At 43.7% G+C, this 17,597-nt stretch carries 13 protein-coding genes; 6 read left to right on the top strand and 7 right to left on the bottom strand.

All coding sequences use genetic code 11. From position 1 onward, the window contains the following. Positions 1-25: 25 nt before the first annotated feature. From ACJJI6_RS09625 to ACJJI6_RS09645, 5 genes are all read right to left on the bottom strand, one after another. On the bottom strand, positions 26-913 hold the full coding sequence (locus ACJJI6_RS09625; RefSeq protein ID WP_475713237.1) for a hypothetical protein: 888 nt from the start codon (positions 911-913) through the stop codon (positions 26-28). Positions 914-1,688: 775 nt separating this feature from the next. Continuing rightward, a complete protein-coding gene (locus tag ACJJI6_RS09630; RefSeq protein WP_475713238.1) occupies positions 1,689-2,450 on the bottom strand; it encodes a LytR/AlgR family response regulator transcription factor in 762 nt (253 codons plus the stop codon). Further along, a complete protein-coding gene (locus tag ACJJI6_RS09635) occupies positions 2,438-3,391 on the bottom strand; it encodes a sensor histidine kinase (RefSeq protein ID WP_475713239.1) in 954 nt (317 codons plus the stop codon). Before ACJJI6_RS09635 ends, ACJJI6_RS09630 begins: the two co-directional genes overlap by 13 nt. Positions 3,392-3,457: 66 nt before the next feature. Next, positions 3,458-4,627, bottom strand: coding sequence for a hypothetical protein (locus tag ACJJI6_RS09640; protein WP_475713240.1), 1,170 nt, complete (start codon positions 4,625-4,627; stop codon positions 3,458-3,460). A gap of 145 nt (positions 4,628-4,772) precedes the next feature. Further along, positions 4,773-5,408, bottom strand: a complete 636-nt coding sequence (locus ACJJI6_RS09645; RefSeq protein ID WP_475713241.1) for a CHAP domain-containing protein — start codon at positions 5,406-5,408, stop codon at positions 4,773-4,775. Positions 5,409-5,785: 377 nt separating this feature from the next. On the opposite strand from ACJJI6_RS09645, the gene ACJJI6_RS09650 reads away from it, so the two are divergent. From ACJJI6_RS09650 to ACJJI6_RS09670, 5 genes are all read left to right on the top strand, one after another. Then, positions 5,786-7,375 carry a VCBS domain-containing protein gene (locus ACJJI6_RS09650; protein ID WP_475713242.1) on the top strand — a complete coding sequence of 530 codons (1,590 nt, stop codon included), beginning with the start codon at positions 5,786-5,788 and terminating at the stop codon, positions 7,373-7,375. A 22-nt stretch (positions 7,376-7,397) separates the two neighbouring features. Further along, positions 7,398-7,694: a hypothetical protein gene (locus ACJJI6_RS09655; protein WP_475713243.1), complete on the top strand. Its 297-nt coding sequence runs from the start codon at positions 7,398-7,400 to the stop codon at positions 7,692-7,694. A gap of 576 nt (positions 7,695-8,270) precedes the next feature. Next, complete coding sequence (locus ACJJI6_RS09660; protein WP_475713244.1) at positions 8,271-9,353, top strand: efflux RND transporter periplasmic adaptor subunit; 1,083 nt, start codon at positions 8,271-8,273, stop codon at positions 9,351-9,353. Beyond that, the gene (locus ACJJI6_RS09665) at positions 9,350-12,451 is read left to right on the top strand and encodes an efflux RND transporter permease subunit (RefSeq protein WP_475713245.1); all 3,102 of its coding nucleotides are present in this window, start codon (positions 9,350-9,352) and stop codon (positions 12,449-12,451) included. The genes ACJJI6_RS09660 and ACJJI6_RS09665 overlap by 4 nt, the downstream gene beginning before the upstream one ends. Before the next feature lie 209 nt (positions 12,452-12,660). After that, positions 12,661-12,993, top strand: coding sequence for a hypothetical protein (locus ACJJI6_RS09670; RefSeq protein ID WP_445355986.1), 333 nt, complete (start codon positions 12,661-12,663; stop codon positions 12,991-12,993). A 64-nt stretch (positions 12,994-13,057) separates the two neighbouring features. Here the strand turns inward: ACJJI6_RS09670 and ACJJI6_RS09675 are convergent, their stop codons facing one another. Both ACJJI6_RS09675 and ACJJI6_RS09680 read right to left on the bottom strand, forming a co-directional pair. Continuing rightward, positions 13,058-14,272 carry a hypothetical protein gene (locus ACJJI6_RS09675; RefSeq protein ID WP_475713246.1) on the bottom strand — a complete coding sequence of 405 codons (1,215 nt, stop codon included), beginning with the start codon at positions 14,270-14,272 and terminating at the stop codon, positions 13,058-13,060. 158 nt (positions 14,273-14,430) lie between these two features. Next, positions 14,431-16,032, bottom strand: coding sequence for a sodium:solute symporter (locus tag ACJJI6_RS09680; RefSeq protein WP_444932672.1), 1,602 nt, complete (start codon positions 16,030-16,032; stop codon positions 14,431-14,433). Between the two features lie 246 nt (positions 16,033-16,278). Between ACJJI6_RS09680 and ACJJI6_RS09685 the strand changes: the two genes are divergently transcribed. Then, a complete protein-coding gene (locus ACJJI6_RS09685; RefSeq protein WP_475713247.1) occupies positions 16,279-17,499 on the top strand; it encodes an ROK family transcriptional regulator in 1,221 nt (406 codons plus the stop codon). Positions 17,500-17,597: the final 98 nt, after the last annotated feature.

Consider the following 17,597-nt stretch of genomic DNA (forward strand, 5'->3'; position numbering starts at 1 on the left):
AAATATTTAATAAAATTTACAAAGACTAATCCACCATTGCAATATGGGTGATCATTTCACCGACAGACTGCCCCAAATTATTTGTAGCTATAGTACGAACAATAAAAACATCGTTTTCAACATCTAAGAGTTCTACTTTTATATCTACATCTTGTCCTGCCAGCGCTAAGTTGTCCGCACACAAATCCGCAGAGGTAACTATAAAACGAGCACTATCTTCACCTGTCAACCGCCTCAAAAATATACAACATGACTTAATAAGGCTCTGCGAGGCAATAGCAACGGGCAACGCTTTCACCTTATCAAAATGCCCCATGCACATTTCTGGAGTAACTCTACCGATACTTGCCGTCAGAGACATTAGATCAATATTATGGACATTAATATCAATACTTTTGGAGTAAGGGTTAATATCGCTAATAACAGGAGTGATATCATGGATACTATCACTATATATCTTATGGAAAGATCGCTCCCGCATTACATGATATTTCACGTTAAGTCGTGCCGCCACTTCACCAGCAGGGTCTAACAATTCAGCCTCAGCAACCAATTCTCTCTTATTGGTAAATACGGCTTTGGTTCGGGCTAGAAGGTGATCAGGGCGCATATCAGAAACAAAGTTATCATAAGTTTTCAAATCAGCTTTGCGCGCCAGGTAGTAATGCTTGGATCTCACTGGATTGGCCAAAGCGCCAAAACAAGAGCCCAAAATTGCCAAGTGTCGACCAATCTCCGCGACATCCATTAAACTACTTTCATATGTACTTTGACATTGCACAGGCACTTTAGCAACAAGCCAGCCGTCAGCGTCAAAATGTAAAGCCTCTAGCGCAAAGTAGGGAGATTTCACCTCAATTAGATCCTCAACTCCTTCTACAGAAGAAGGATCCAACTTAAAACTATCCAACATAATTATTCCATTAATTATCGGAGAAAATTTACACACAGGTACTCACAGCAGAATACCTGCCATTACAAGAGGAAAATAGATTACGCACTTTCGGGAAGAAGGCAGCATATATACCTTCCCAGCCATTTAAGAAAATGTCCTAAAATAGAAAAACCATAAAGAAAAATCTTAGCCTATTTAACAAGCCAAATGAGCAGAAAATAGACCTTCAGGCAGAATCTCAAGCACCAGGCACAAACAAACTCAAACCCACCAAAATAGTTAATCTACAATTAAAAAACACTCCACCCCTCAAGTCGCGGGCAATTATGCCAATCAAACCCCTAAAGTAAATTACCGACAATTACAAAAACAACCCCCTCAGTTCGCACAAGATTACTAGTCAAATCATATAGCAATAGCATGTAAACATATAAACAAGCGTCCAAATTCAAACCCAAACAGCAACCATCCTAAAATCTTAGCAATTAAAGTCCCATTAAGTTTGAAGCACGGTTTTAATAGTAATTCCATAAATCCAATATCATCTTTAACGCTATAGTCTCTTATCACCCATCCTTTGATCAGCAGCAGTTGGAGCATTTAGATTAAAGATCTCTCGATAACAAACCAACCTGAGTGTCCGACCACCAAAAATAAGGGGGGGGGGGGGGGGGGGGGGGGTAAAGTTACAAAATCTTAGGTAGCAGATATGAATCTCTGACATACATAGCAATTTAAATGAAGGGGTCAATTTAACCCCCCCTAAATTAAGACAAATATAAATTGTTGATCACTACATTATTTTAAACAACGAAGCAGCCCTACGACTTACTGTATATTGACGCCCGTCATCCATCACCACAGATACACCGCCAGTTATTCCACGGCATACTTTTTGAATGCGCTTCACACAGACAATTGTAGAACGGTGGATTTGCCAAAATAAATCTGGCTCCAACTGAGCTAACAACTCCTTTAGTGGGGTTCTAATAATATGCTCACCCTGATCGGAGTAAACCGTCGTATATTTGTCCTCTGCCACAAATGCCGAAACCTCATCGCAGGCAATCAGATGAATATCATCGCCTTTGCTTGCCTTAATCCAGCGAAGGTACTCGGGTCTACTTAAGGAAAGCTGCCTCAGCAACGCCTCAATATCAGGTCCTGACTTTAGGTTACCCTCTTCCCGGTCTCTCAGGCGCTGCCGAATACGATCACATGCTTTTTCCAGCCGCTTGTCATCAATAGGTTTTAGCAGATAGTCGGCTGCCTCATGCTCAAAAGCACTTACAGCATACTCATCATAGGCTGTGATAAATACAACAATAGGACTTGTTTTTAATTTGCTAAGAGCCTCAGCAACAGCCAAACCATCCATTCCAGGCATGCGGATATCGAGAAAAACTACATCAGGCTCCTCTTGTTGGCATAGGGCTAACGCCTCGCGGCCATCACAGGCTTTACCAGCAATCTCAAGCTCAGGAAAAATATCGGCAAGCATTTGGTCAAGATGGTGACGCAATAAAGGCTCATCGTCTGCAATTATGGCACGCATGGAAACTCCAAACGGGCAGTTACCCCGCCCTGATTATTACTTTGAATCAGTAGCTTACCACGCTCTTGGTAAAGGGTAGAAAGTCGCTCCCTAATATTGCTTAGCGCAATCCCATTATGTTTGCTGGGGCTAAGTTTATTAGCTCCAGCAGCGAGCCCCACACCGTTGTCTTCTACCTCAATAACCCACTGGTTTTCTTTCTGTTTCACCCGCAACCTGACCAGTCCACCTTTGGCTGCAGGCTCAATGCCATGAAAAATTGCATTTTCCACTAAGGGTTGTACAAGTAACGGGGGAACAAATGTCTCTAAACTCACACCCCCTGATAAATCAACTTCATACTCTAGCCGTTCCCCCAAGCGTATCTTTTGAATCTCCAAATAGCATTTCAAACTGCTTAACTCATCCTTTAAGGATACCTGGTCGGAACGGGATTTTTTCAAGCTAATTCGCAAGAGGTCACTAAAGTTATCCAGTAGGACTTCTGCCTTTTGAGGATCGTGGCGAATAAGCATTTTCAGATTGGCCAGAGTATTAAATAAAAAATGAGGTTCAATCTGGCTTTGCAATACTTTTAGCTGGCTCTGAGCCAAAGTCTTTTGTTGCTCCATCTTTAACAATTCAGCTTCTTGCCGCTCCCTCTCAAATTGGTAAGCCTGCTCCCGATTAAGATGGACTTGATAAAGAAAAATAGAAAGAAGAATAGCAACGATTAAAAAATCAAGTGCTCGAAAGACTCCATATCCTGATATCCACCACCAAGCATGCAAAGTTCCCAATATAATTGCCACTAAACTCACTACCGCATACTTCAATTTAGAGGGCCAGGCGGGCTTGAAAAACTCCACTACTTGTCTCGTGGATGTCGCTATAAATCCATACACCAAAGAAATCATACCGTGAATCACATAGCTCCCTTCCCAAATTTCCTGAGTGATCACCGCTACCACTATGCAAATTATCAAAGTGCGCAAGTACTCTCTTAACAAGTTCACCATTAACTCCACTCAAAAAACTATCGTCGTACTGAAAGTAAATACGGCCTGGCTTTGAAGCTGCGCAAAAGCAGATTCGTCGCGACCACCAAAGAATCTTGCAGACGCACCAAGTACCCAATCTTCAGTTAACTTCCTCTCACCACCGATAGTTAAAATAAGGCCGCTATCTTCAGGGGTATAGACTAAATCGACTTTAGGATGATATTCATTATTGGAAAGCATCCAATGTAAAAGCAGATTGTGCCTCAAGGCATTATCATTAGAAAAGGCCATCGCAGAGGACCGGCGAAAGCTATCCCATTGCACCCCCTGATTTTGGTACCATTGGCTGTAATCAAATACCTGACCCCACTCATTTTTACCCCAAGAGCGACTATCAAACCAGTACTCCAAAATAATGGAGTGCCCAATACTATTTGCCCAAGTCATTCCTATAAGAGCCTGCCAACCATCATTTGCTTTTTCTTGTTTTGGTATGGCCATCAATTCTGGGGGCAACCAGCGCCAATACTCCTGCTGATAACGCCATTCCGCATGGACCTCCCATTGCTCTCCATAAGTATTAACCCAGCTTCCCCCCAGGTTTACACCTCGTTGATTATCCATATAACCCATCAACTGCCATTCGGCACTCAGTCCCAGCTGATACCAGCGCATGGCCAGCCCTCTTGGGAGGTCTCCCCCAGAGACCTGACTGATACCGGCATCTATCAGCATTAGACTAAACTCTCCGCTCTCAGTGAAACGGCTAGCCGACACTACGCCAACTCCTTCGCTCACTTGAAGTGACACCGGATTCCGCTCAATGGGTAAAAACCAATCCAGGGGGCGATGTCCATAACCAACACCAAAGTCCAGGCGGCGCTTGCCCAGCAACCAATCCCAATCCTGCCAGCTTCCCTGCCAGAAAAGCTCCTCAACTACCAACTCTGAGTCTTCACTGCCACCGCGCTCTGCCTGATGGAATGTAGAGATCTGCCCTTCCCAAGCTTCATACTGTAGAGCCCCCTGTAGTAAAGCTTGCCGAGACACACTTGATTGCCCCTCAAAAAGTGAGCTATTAGAAGCGCGATCATAAGCGGCTGTCATCGCCAGCTCCCACTGTGATTCAAGGGCATCCGCCTGGCTAGTAGCACTACCAATCAGTAGAGATAGCGCCCAAAGAGAATATAGTTTCATAGTTGCCTCCATTCGTGGGAAGCACACTACCAACCTTCCAGGCCCATACCATCGGATTAGACCAGCGGTACTGGAGTCAGATAAATGGCTTTTGACCAAGATTAATGGAGGGGGTTATCCATTAAATAACCCACTGAAAAATTGATCACTTTTTGCGCAACCATCCGAGAATACGGTTATTCTCTACATACCATTGCCCTGGGGGCATGAAAATAAGTCGGTAACGCTCTCGGGAGGGAGAAAATGGACCCGCGTTCTGCTGAATAACCTCCAGGGTAGCATTCTCTATATCTATCATAGAGACGATAGCCACATGGCCATAAGGGTTAAAGAGGGAGGGGTTATAGACAACGATATCGCCAATATCCGGAGGGGTATTACCTTGGTTACGAAACTGCAGCAATCCTCTTTTGGTATTCAAATTTCCATGCTGAACCGTCAGGTCAAAAAAATCTTTAGCGTGACCAAATGTATCCGGCATTTTGTGCCCAAATCGCTCGTAATAATAGCGCTTAACAAACTCAACACACTGGTATCTTAAGCCAAGATTATAACCATCTTCCGAGATGTTACGCTCTTCGACATTATTAACTCCACCATTGTAATAGACCTCTACTCCGTGAAGTGAATCTATAACCTCTCCGATAGAATAAGTGGTATTAAGGTTTAGTCGGGTGACTAATAGATATAACATCAATATCAAAAGCCCTATACAGGCCACAACAGCAATAAACCCACCTTTCCTTCCACCTTCTTTTGTTTTTTTAACGGAAGACAACATCCATGTTCCTCACTAATCGATCCCAATGATAAGTACCCCGATTTCAGCCCCGCCAGTGGAAAAGGCTTATGGAGCTAAGTTCATTCTACGTTCAAATATAGGTCTCATTCCTTTACCCTACCCACTACACCTGCTTAACTTTTTGAACCCTGTCATCAATTACTCAAACGGGGTTCACACTACTTACTGGCGCTAATAGCAATTGATCCAACACCGTCACAACCTGCCAAAAAAGCGATAGCTATTTTGCCTTAGGTGACCCAGAATCCAAATATAGTTATTTAACTAATAATCAGCAGGAACCGGGCCACTGAGCAGCTGTCCATCAATTACAAATCGCTTTGCTCAATTAGATTAAGAAATACTTCGAGTTTGTCATGCCTGATACCTTAAAATTCCTTACAGCATTCAGCTTATCGGTTCTCCTTACAGCTTGTGGAGGAGGTTCCAGCAGTAGTAATTCCAACGATGAGACTACTGAAACCGAAACAAGTACCGACAACGGTGATAACAGTGGTTCTGATGATTCCGATAACGGGAATGAGGATAGTGATGAAGAAACGGGGGGCTACACCTTTAACCCCAGCAATCCCCTAGCATCACTTATCGTAGGGACACAAGAGTATGCCAGTGGCACTCTCACCCTTGAGGATACCGATAGCAATAGCCCCACCTTTCAAGCCAGCAGTGCGGCCGGAAGCTATGGAGATTTCACTCTCTATGAAAGTGGAAACTGGGAATATCAATTAAACACCAATTCCCAGAATTTGAATGATGGTGATTCCGTAGAGGACACAATCTCTTTCCAGCTCACCGATGGTAGCACCCTCTCCGTGGTGTTCTCTATTCAAACCATCGAAGCCACAGAAAGCAGCATTGTCTTTATCTTTATGGACTTCTCAGACGCCTCTGTAGAAGATGATCTAAGCATTACCCAAATTGCAAATATGGCTTTCAATGACACAGATTCTCTTGATAATGCCTACCATGAAAACTCCTTGGGACAACTAAAGTTCAGCCGCCATCTAAGCAATGACACCTCGCTAGATCAATACTGCTACGGTGAAGACAACGATGAGAGCACTTCTATAGACTGCTTTACCTACAACATTGCCGACAGCCAGAATGGTGGTGTACTGAGCATCGAAGATGCGGAATCTCGCTCGGGCAGTGAATATAACGATAGCGGCTATACATGGAGAGATAGGGCAACCAGTTGGATCCAAAGCAATTACGTAGACTCCAACAACCAGCCTGTAGAACTCAATGATTGGCGTCATCGGGTCTACATTTTCCCGGAAGCAGCGGCCAGAGCAGGGCTGGTTGGCACGGGAGTCGCCTCTGTCGGAGGCCGTTGGAGCATGATAATTGCAGATAGTGATCAACTGATTATGGGCCATGAAATTGGGCACAATATTGGCCTGAGCCACGCCGGTAATGACGATAATAATGATGGGGATACCAACGATAGCGGTGAGAGTGAATATGGCAGTGACGGCTCCCTAATGGGCAATGCTTGGCAGTCACGACTCTTTGGAAGCGGTCATCGTGACTATATGGGCTGGTATGACTCATTCCCCGGATACACTGAAACTATTGAGGCGGTCGCAGGCAACACCACTAGCATTGAGTTTCAAGCCATAGAACTTACTGCTGGTGAGCTTAGTGATGATCTTCCTCAGCTCTTAAAGGCCGAAAGCATTGGTAGCAGGAATGGAGAAAACTACTATTACATCGAATACCATGTCGAGCACGACACCCTCAACCCCCGTCCACACCACGAAAATGCGGTAACGGTTCACTATCTTAGCGGCACCAGTAACAACAATGTTACCGCCAACCAGGTAGCCACACTGTCAACTACCGGGGACAGCTTTACTGACTCATCTGCTGGGATCACTATTGAATTCCTATCCACTGACAGCAGCAACAACTCTGCAACTGTTTCTGTAACTTATGATGAATAATTTAATGGGGAGTAAGACCGCAATGAAAAATCTACCCTTAGCCCTACTTCTCGCCCTTTCCTCTTCAGCGATTGCCGAAGAGACCGTAACTGGCGTGTTAGAGGAAGAAATCTCCGAGAACTTTCAAACAGGAGAAGTGGATCACCGCTTCTCCGTAAAAGACGAAACTACCGGTGAGTACTACTTTATCGACGCCAAAGAGGCAAAGAAGAAAGGTATGCAATCTGGTGAGCGAGTACGTATTCATGGAGAACGAGAAAACAAACGGCGTTTTCGTATACGTGAATCTCAACGCCTGGAGTTAAGACGAGAGGGATAACGCCCTTTCTAACTATAATTTTAACTCCTACCTCACAAATTCCGCATAGATCAATTCGGGTGTACAGAACATTATCAGTGCACCCAATTAACGCAACACCAATTAGCCTAACACCTGGCCACCTCAAACCAAGATACATTTTACTGACCACATTATTAAAGTTAATTATTTAAGTCATATAATATCGGCACATCTTTACCATTTAGGTAAGTTACAAACAGATCTATTCAAACTACGCCGATAGAAAACCCGAGTAGGCAAGTCACTCTGCAATTCACAACGCCACTCCCGCCGTCATTTCAAGCTGGGCATATAAGCGCTGTATTATATGCAGTAGAACCTAGCCCCTGGCGCCAAATACATCCATTGTGAAAGTTGACTTTTTACAAAATTCTTAACGTGAACAACTCACCCCTTGTAGATTTCATCTTACCGCACTGAGATTGCAGCAAATAGCTCATCCAAATACCTTTTAGTCAAATATAATACTAAAGGCACTACAGTCTCTTTAATTTTAAATACTAATTACTGCTCTTAAGAAATTAACTCAGAAATAAAACCGACCAGAGCCTCAGGATGAGAAACAGTAAAATTAAAAAGCTCTTTATGGGTAGCATCCCACCTATTCTGTTAATTATTGGCTCCAATAGCCTTGCCAACGATGGCCGCACAGTACTAGTAGAAGCAGCGCAACCCTGGGAGCAAGCTATTAGAACAAAGTTATTTTGCTCTGTATCATCCCCTGCCCTACATCAAATATCTAGTCACTCAGATGCTGAACTTATAGAAATAAAGCCTGTTGGCTCCATTATCAAAGCTGGTGAATTAGTAGCAACCCAGGATGGCTTTTATCTTTCCCAGCAAATGAAGATCATTCGCACCGATATTGAATTAACACAAAGCCAACTTAACTATGCAGAAGAAGAACTAGATAGACTGGAAAAACTTCGCTCAGCCGACATGGTTTCTCAGTCTCATTTAAATAACCTTAAGCTCAATGTGGATACTTATCAATTAACAAAACAAAGACTCGAACAACAGCTAAATACTGCTGAATATCGTTCTAAACGACTACTGCACTACGCAAAAACTGATAGTCAAGTTTTAAGCATAGAAGCTAACCCTGGTGAAAACCTCAATCCAGGACAAAGAATTATGCAATTACTTCCACTAACTGAAAACCAAATTGAATGCAGCCTCCCTGAAGAACATATAAATAAAGAAATACTGCTAAGCAATAGCACCTTTAAAATTAAGGAGCAAAATATTGAACTCAGAAATATCAGCCACATAGTAAACCCAGAAACACAGAACTTTAACCTCTACTTTGAAGTAAACAGACAAAAATTTAAGCCCCTACTGGTTGGGCAGCGATTAGTAATAACTATGTTTACCCCTTTCGCGGATCATACTGAGCAAGAATATATTACTAGAATTCCAAGTGACGCCGTAGTTCTCGAGAATGGGGGACAATATAAAGTTTGGACTCTAGATAACGATCAAAGAGCAATTAGTGCTAGGGTGCAAATAATAGATACTCTCGATAATTATTTTGTCGTACGTTCAAGCATTGCTCCCGGCGATCTTTTGATTGTACTGGGTCACGAAGGGTTGCAACTCAATGAAGCCGTTACTCCTACAAAGAGGGAAAACACATGAAGTCCCTGGAGAAATACAGCTCAATTATCATCTGTTGTACCTTTACCCTAATAATAGCAGGGGTTATAGCCGGGATAAATTTACCAAACGCCCTACTCCCATCCATTAATCGTCCACAAATTGCACTCTCAACCTCCTGGCCAGGAAAGACCGCAGAAGAAATAGAACAAATACTAATTGCTCCGCTAGAGCAGGAACTCTCCAGCCTAAGCCACCTAAAAGAATTGCAAACCAATGTTAATAGTAGCTGGGCTTGGACCGTAATTGACTTCCATTCGGAGGCAAATATGGAGCAAATGTATATTGAGGTACTCTCCAAAATCAACCAAGTACCCAATTGGCCAACACAAGTTCGCACACCGGATGTATTCAATTTTGCAGATGGCGCAGGGGCAACGCTTGGATCCTTTTTCCTATATTCTGAGACGCCAACTAGCGAACTTGAATTAATCGACGCATTTATAAATCATGTAAAGCCAGCCTTTAGCAAAGTTCCTGGTGTACAGTCTATTGAAGAGGCCGGCACACCCACTGCCCAAAGGGTGGATATTGAGTTCGATCCGGAAAAGATGACTCGGTACTCTTTAACCATTAGTGAGATAACCGAAAACCTAAACAATTTAACGGATCGTTCGGGAGGAAATCTAAAAATTGGATCAAAAGATTATGCCCTTCATTTTAAAGGTCAGATCCCAATAGAGGAACTCTCAACGCTACCTATCGCAACACGAGAAAGCCAAATCATTCAACTCTCGGATATTGCTTCGGTAAAAGAGCGTGTAGCTTCAGATTGGTTGTACTTTGCCCTTGAAGGCAATAGATCTCTATACTTCTACCTACGCCCTACCGAAAATGTCAATGTTCTAGAAACCATCGCCCAGCTCAAATCAACAATAGAAGAACTAAATGACGGAGAGTTAAATCGACTGGGGATGAAGCTCGCCATAAGCCGGGATGACTCCACGGGTATTCGGAATTCCCTCAGCCTGGTATACGGAAGCCTCTTGCTGGGATCACTACTCGCCTGCCTGGTTATTTATTGGTTTTTACGTAACCCCAGAACTCTTACCCTAATATTTCTGAGCATTCCCATTTGTATCTCTCTGGTAGTTCTGGGAATGTATCTTGGAAATAGAAGTATGAATGTTGTTTCACTTGCAGGGATTGCACTTTCTATCGGGTTAATGGTCGATGCAGCAATTATTGTCGTAGAAAACATTCAAAGACTGCGCAAGCAAAGTATAAATATTCAGGAAAGTATAACGCGCGGAACCAAAGAAGTTTCGGGCTCATTAGTTTCATCTACAATATCCAGTGTTATAGTATTCCTGCCCATTATTGCTATGCAGTCAGCAACAGGGCAGCTTTTTCAAGACCTGGCCTTCACAATTTCAAGCGCGTTATTAGCATCACTATTGTTTGCTCTACTAATACTACCCTCATTGGCCAGACACTTACTTGGAAAAGCAGCAGTTACTGAGGAGGGATTCAGTAGTATCAAAATCAATAAGGTGCTTGAATGGTGGGTGAAGCTTTCTATCCGTTCTGCAAGCAATCCTAAGCTAGCTTCCACTGTGATTTTGTTAGGATTACCCGTCGCACTCATTGCCACTTTCTTTTCTAGCCCTAACATTGATGTCCTCCCGGACCCTAAACAAAATATGGTCTCTGTTTATATCAACTTTGAAAGTCCTTTATCCTCAGAGACCATAAGAAATAAAATTGGGGAACGGGTCGTAAATAGAATTACAGCTAATAGAGAAGAAATAGAGAACCAAGTTTCAACCTATGGAATAATTTGCAACCCAAATAATTGCAATCTCTATCTATACACAAAAGGGGACTGGGATTTTGAAGAACTAAAGAGTTGGCTAAATGAAAAAGCTCTCTTTGGACTAATCGGGACTCGAATACATTTCAGACAAGGTGGTTTACTAAGGTTTGCCCTGCCCAATAACCGTATTAGCCAGTTAGATATCAAAGGGGCAGAGCTATCTCGACTACAGATGGCAGGGAGTGAGCTGATGAGTCATTTACGCTTAGAGTTTCCAGAAGCGCAAATTCAAGAAGGTAGCGCACTTCAAAATAGAGCGGTTCGTATTGAATTTCAACCCAAACTAGTACAATTAGCTCGTTTAGGTATTACGATATCGGAATTAAATCATCATATGATGGCTTTAACCGATGGAATATATATTGGGCATTTCTATACAGGGACCAACACTCTTCCTTTTTACTTTAAAGCAAGAGAACCGCAAAACCTTGAGATGCTCCTAAATACAGAGATACTGATTAACAATCATGGCTTTATTCCTCTACGAGAATTGACTGACGCCAAAATCACTCAAGCGCCAGCCAGTATACTTCGTGTTGGCCAGGAAGTGAGTGCATCAATAAACTTGACTCCTCCCGAAGGCGTTGCTATGAAGTCTTTTGTCGAGGATGTTGATCAATCTGTAAAAGAGTTTTTATCAGAAAGTTCCTACAATGATCTTCATACACAGTTTAGAGGTAGCGCCAATGAACTCAACCTGTTCCTCAGTGAATTCCTAAAGATTTTTGCAGCAGCTATTGCAGTATTGGCCTTATTATTGTATTTCGCCCAAAGGTCCGCAAAGTTAGCAGCAGCAGTACTCTGTGCTGTACCCTTATCTTTCGCTGGCGGAATGATAAGCTTACAAGTTTTAAATCTGTTTACTCCCCAAAGCCTGGATGTAATAACCATGATCGGCTTTGTAATCTTAATGGGGCTGGTAGTTAATAATGCGATACTATTGGTCAACCAATTTCATAAGTCATTGCAAAACGGAGCCAATCAATTAGAGGCGATATATATGGCTGCCAGCTTGCGTGTCCGCCCCATTATGCTTACAACAATTACCTGTATCTTTGGCAATATCCCTTTAGTGCTTAACCCCGGAAGTAGCGCAGCGATCTATCGCGGCCTAGCCACTGTCATTACAGGTGGAATGGTTTCTAGCGCCTTATTCGTCTTAGTTTTTATGTCCGCCCTACTTTCAACGAGTTTGTTTCGCACTATCACACCCGCCGCCACTCATAACCGCGACTTAAAACTCCCAGAAGCCACCACTGCATAATATCCAACAGGTGGCCTTAATTTATTCACGCCATACAGATAACAGAATCAAACTACCGGTATGGGCGTGAATATTTTCCTCGAAGGGCACTTTACGACGCTGTCTACCACCTATTCTAACAATTTAATTTGCTATAGTTTTATAGGTCAGTTAACCAATACGGAGAGAATTGGTTGAATCACCTCTTATAGACTGGCAAGGAATCAAGGATGAAGCCTCTAAAATATTTACTTTTGAGTATTCCATTTACACTGCCACTTATCAGCGAAGCCGCTTGGACAGAGAGGGCGCAAATTTACTACTTAAAAGTACACTCGAACGGTGTAGATGTCAGACTTAGAGGATTTGTCAATCCAGAGACAGAGGTGAGCTGCGTGAGCAAAAACACCTTTTTTCTTATTAATGACGACTCTACCATATACAATACCAAGGTATCTTTTCTACTTTCCGCCTATATGTCCCAGAAAACTGTAAAGTTCAGTTATTACGAATGTGAAGATGATAGGATTCGCTTAGGCTCAATCCGTTTTCATGATGAATAGCAGAATCTCATATGATTGACTGACCCTTTATAATTTGGGCCAGTCAATTCTTATCAATATCAATCTAGAAAATATCCGGATCATCTATCAAACTTGCATTTTCCAACCCATAGTACTCGATCACCCAAGCATAACTCTGGTAAATTTCATAACGAGTCGGATAGGCCCGCCCTACTTCATCCCAGCGCTTCCGCGCATTGGAATAGCTGGAACCTTTGATAACTCCTTTCAACTCGAACTCATCACCATTATGGGGATTCATGACCGTTGTGGTATAGGGAACTTCAACCTCGCTATTTTCCACCATCATCCGCGCCATCATCAATCCATAGGCGGGTACATTAGATGGCATGGCATCTTTAACAGTTTCCTGGTTGCTTTTGGTCGATGTTTCCCCAACGGTCGTTGAAACACTAAAAGTCTCAGAAAAACTGAATGTAATGGAACCACTATTTTCAACAGTACCGGGAACACCGACTTTGTAACCCTCGGTCAAGCTAACTCCAGCAGTAACCGAAATCCCCATAGTATTAGTCCAGGTATCTGTTTCACTCTTCCCGTCGGTATACCAGACTTCTGTACTATCGTTTTGGGCAATACTGCCGGAGTTCTCAAGCAATCTCTCACCAAAGAATGTCCTGGTATTGTTGGGAGTTTCCACAATCTGATCCCAATGAATCTCTACTCCAGATTCCACCAACTCCAAACGATCCGCAACGCAAGGGTAAATACTCCAAACTTTACTATCACTCGCAGTACCAGCAAATCCAACTACTGACCGGGTTTCAATACTTAGATGGTATTCCTCCCACTTGTACCAGCCATTATTACCTCCAAAGGTAATATCACGGGTTGAGTTATCAGCCATGTCTTTCAAGTAGACTCGAATCCTGGAAATATTGCCATCGCGCTTTTTATAGAAGCGCCAACCTTGAATATATTCGGTAGCACCAAGCAACTTTCGATATCCGGAGATAGTGGTTTTACCAACCTCCTCATCTCCTGCATATAAGTATTCGAGCTTTAACCCTTTGATTCTCTCATCACCGCTAAAACTGGTTATAGCGGTGATCTTGTCTCCAGGGATTCGGGTGGTAACATAGCTATCGCACATATCGAAATCGCTACCATTCCCACTCTTACCATACTGAAATATTGTATCGTACCTTAGGGTCCCACCATTATCTGATGTATTAAAGTACTGATCCAAAATATTTTCTGTTGCACTAATCTGCACAGAAGCCAATAAACCTAACATCGCTGTGACGAAATACTTCATAGTCAACACCTTCTTTATAAGATTATTCTTTTAAACGGATACAACTATCTGAGTACAACCTTTTGTCAACTTCGTCCGTGTCCAACCCTCCTGTATTGCCTTTATTGTTTAAGTTTTCCATCCTGTGGGGTGAAAAATAGAAGTAATCTGACTTCGCGCTACCAGAACGAACCAACCACCAACGCAGTAACCACAAGCAGTAGCACAGACTGAACTCGATAGTTTTTCCATAGTGGCTGTGCTTTCAGGGATACGGTCTCAGTGTCAAAATCGCTTTTAGACCAAGTGAAAGATTTGGCTTCTTCGCTAATCTCAGTAGGATAAAGCAGGCTGGCAATCACCAATACCAGTGAACAGAAGACAAATAAAATTGGAGCAATATAGAGGAAATGTAAGTTTGTCCAGTCGAAGACTTCATTGACAAAAAAGAGGCCAACACCGCCCAAGGTGCCTAACAGCAAAGTAGCTATAGCTCCCTTGGAGTTAGCACCACGCCAAAAGAATCCGATCAGGAAAAGTGCCAGTACAGGGGGAACTGCATAGGAAAGTACCTTCTGCAGATACTGGAATAAGGAACCAAAACTCTCAATTTGTGGTGCCCAAAGTACGGCAAGTATCATAAAGATAAAGGTGACCAGCTGACCTACACGCATTAACTGGTGCTGGTTTAGGCCCGGAAAAAACTTCCGCACAAAGTCCATGGTCACCAGCGTGGAAGCTGAATTAAGCGTGGAATCAATTTGCGACATTAGTGCAGCAACAAAACCTGCCAACACTAGCCCCAGGATACCAACAGGCAACAGCTCAAATAACAGAGTGGGATAAACCATATCTGCGCGCTCTAGCTCGGGGAAAATAACAATCGCCATAGTGCCAGGCAGAACCATGATAAACAGCACGGGAAGTTTGAGCAGACCGGCAAATAAGGCTCCCCAGCGGCCGTGATTAACATCTTTTGCACTGAGTACCCTTTGCACCATAAATTGGTTAGTACACCAGAAATAAAAGCCCAGCAAAGTGACTCCCGTAATTAGCCCCAACCAGGGTACGCTCGAATCACCAATGGGCCGTATCAGACTCAATTGTTCCGCCGAGACCTGGGATACAACATTTTCCCAACCTCCTGCGCGATCCAGGGCAAAAATACTGATCAGGATTGAACCAAATATCAGCAGCAGCGCCTGAATGGTGTCGGTATAAATAACGGCCGCCAAACCTCCACAGATGGTGTAGATACCCGCGATCACCGCCAAAATTGAAATCGTGGTCCAAATTGGTAATTCAGGAAATATCAATTTCATTACCAGGGCCCCTGCATAGAGGCTACCTGCAGTATCAACCACAATATTCAGGAAAATAGTCAATCCCGAAAAATAAGTGCGCGCGGTGCTGTTAAAGCGACGCTCAAGCATTTCCGGCATCGTGTAAATTCGCGAGCGAAGAATTGTCGGCAGATAGAAAACGGCAAAGAAAACCAGGATAACCGCCGCCATCCACTCATAGTTGAAGACCGCTATGCCAGTGCTGTAAGCATCTCCGGCCAAGCCGATCAAAGTGGTACTCGATATATTGGAAGCGAACAGGGATAAGCCAATCAAGGGCCATACCATTTTCCTCCCAGCCAGGAAGTAGTCCTCTGCAGTATCGTGGCGGCGACTTAGGAAGAGCCCAAGGGCGATGGTGAAAACGAAATAGACGACCAGAATGGTCGCATCGACTGGGTGGAGACCAAAATCGACCGGCATAACTTCCTCGTTCACTGCTAGCAGCGTATTTTTAGAATGATTTGCTTGAACTTGGCCAAAAATTAAATCACAGTGATTTAATTAAGTAAAGCCAAGCTTCAACAAACAAAAAAAATTATATTAATCAATAGGTTATATAAACTCTGATCTTAGTACCAACGAAGTCAATAGACTAAGCAAAGGCTTTAAAGTTACACTTTTAACAATAGAACCGGGCAATCAGTGGCCGGATCAGATCACGTTTCATCTCAGGGGGCACGGATGGGTAAAGGTAGCAATTCCAGTGGTTTACGCCGTTATAACGAGCGAGTGGTGCTTACGACCCTGCGGAAGACTGGCGCAGCCTCCAAGTCCGACCTAGCGCGCCAAACTGACCTCACCGCTCAGGCGGTTACCCGGATTGTCGATGATTTGGAAAGCGCAGGGCTGGTAATGCGAGAGGGGCGCCGACTGGGCGGCAAAGGCCAACCCTCGATTATGTACGTTATTAACCCTACTGGTGCTTACTCTGTCGGTATCAAGGTGGGACGGCGCAATATCGAGCTGCTACTAATGGATTTTGGTGGCACAGTACTAAAAAAGATTTGCCACGAATTTGAATTCCCGGAGCCCAAATTTTTATTGGCAAAAATTGAATCGGGCCTCCAGGCACTTACTGATACCCTACCCACTAAAGACAGAGAGAAACTAGTGGGCGTTGGTATCGCTATGCCCTGGTTTATCGGCGCTTGGACCGAAGAGCTCAATATGAGTGAAGAACTTGCCGCCCAGTGGCAGGAAATTAATTTTGCTGAAGAAGTTGCTCAGCGCACACATCTGCCGGTCTTCTTCGAGAACGACTGTTCCGCTGCTGCTGTTGCCGAATTGCAGTTTGGCAATGGCCAAGACATATCCAATTTTCTCTACGTTTATATCGGGACCTTTATCGGTGGAGGCCTGGTATTAAATGGCAGCCTGGAAACCGGCGTCCATGGCAATGCGGGCAACCTGGTTTCCCTGCCAGTGCCCCCCTCAAAACTTAGCAGCACCCCTGAAAATCAAGGAGCATTTGAGCTACTCCTCAATCGCGCTTCACTATTTGGGCTGCGCAGACATTTACGAGAGTGCGGCATCGAAATTACCAGCACTTCCGAACTTGAAACGGTAATGGACCAGGCCCGCCCTCAGATCCAGGAGTGGCTGGACGACTGTGCAGATGCGCTGGTTTATGCATTTCTATCGGCAATCAGCGTACTGGACCTGGAGGCTATTATTGTCGATGCGCATTTACCCCGCTTTTTATTAGACGAACTGGTCGAAATGATTTCTCGCAGGATAAAGCAGGTGGCGCCTTCAGGTGTATTTGCGCCCAAAATTGTCAGTGGAAAAATTGGAGTCGACGCCATCGCCACAGGCGGTGCGATTCTGCCTTTTTACTCAATTTTTGCACCGGATAAAACAGTTCTATTAAAGGGCGGCATACCAGGAAGAATATCTACCTGATTGCGCCTTAATTGGAACCCCAGAAAAGCATAAAAATAACTCTGGGCTCCTTAAGAATAATCAAAGCAATAACTCACCGGAAAATTTCCAATCAGCAC

Source organism: Microbulbifer maximicatervae (SeqCode) (assembly GCF_056232625.1).

What these genes read in the sequence shown, in the direction of transcription:
- ACJJI6_RS09625 (WP_475713237.1), bottom strand. Translation starts at nt 913, where the DNA reads ATGTTGGATAGTTTTAAGTTGGATCCTTCTTCTGTAGAAGGAGTTGAG.
- ACJJI6_RS09630 (WP_475713238.1), bottom strand. Translation starts at nt 2,450, where the DNA reads ATGCGTGCCATAATTGCAGACGATGAGCCTTTATTGCGTCACCATCTT.
- ACJJI6_RS09640 (WP_475713240.1), bottom strand. Translation starts at nt 4,627, where the DNA reads ATGAAACTATATTCTCTTTGGGCGCTATCTCTACTGATTGGTAGTGCT.
- ACJJI6_RS09645 (WP_475713241.1), bottom strand. Translation starts at nt 5,408, where the DNA reads ATGTTGTCTTCCGTTAAAAAAACAAAAGAAGGTGGAAGGAAAGGTGGG.
- ACJJI6_RS09650 (WP_475713242.1), top strand. Translation starts at nt 5,786, where the DNA reads ATGCCTGATACCTTAAAATTCCTTACAGCATTCAGCTTATCGGTTCTC.
- ACJJI6_RS09655 (WP_475713243.1), top strand. Translation starts at nt 7,398, where the DNA reads ATGAAAAATCTACCCTTAGCCCTACTTCTCGCCCTTTCCTCTTCAGCG.
- ACJJI6_RS09660 (WP_475713244.1), top strand. Translation starts at nt 8,271, where the DNA reads ATGAGAAACAGTAAAATTAAAAAGCTCTTTATGGGTAGCATCCCACCT.
- ACJJI6_RS09665 (WP_475713245.1), top strand. Translation starts at nt 9,350, where the DNA reads ATGAAGTCCCTGGAGAAATACAGCTCAATTATCATCTGTTGTACCTTT.
- ACJJI6_RS09670 (WP_445355986.1), top strand. Translation starts at nt 12,661, where the DNA reads ATGAAGCCTCTAAAATATTTACTTTTGAGTATTCCATTTACACTGCCA.
- ACJJI6_RS09675 (WP_475713246.1), bottom strand. Translation starts at nt 14,272, where the DNA reads ATGAAGTATTTCGTCACAGCGATGTTAGGTTTATTGGCTTCTGTGCAG.
- ACJJI6_RS09685 (WP_475713247.1), top strand. Translation starts at nt 16,279, where the DNA reads ATGGGTAAAGGTAGCAATTCCAGTGGTTTACGCCGTTATAACGAGCGA.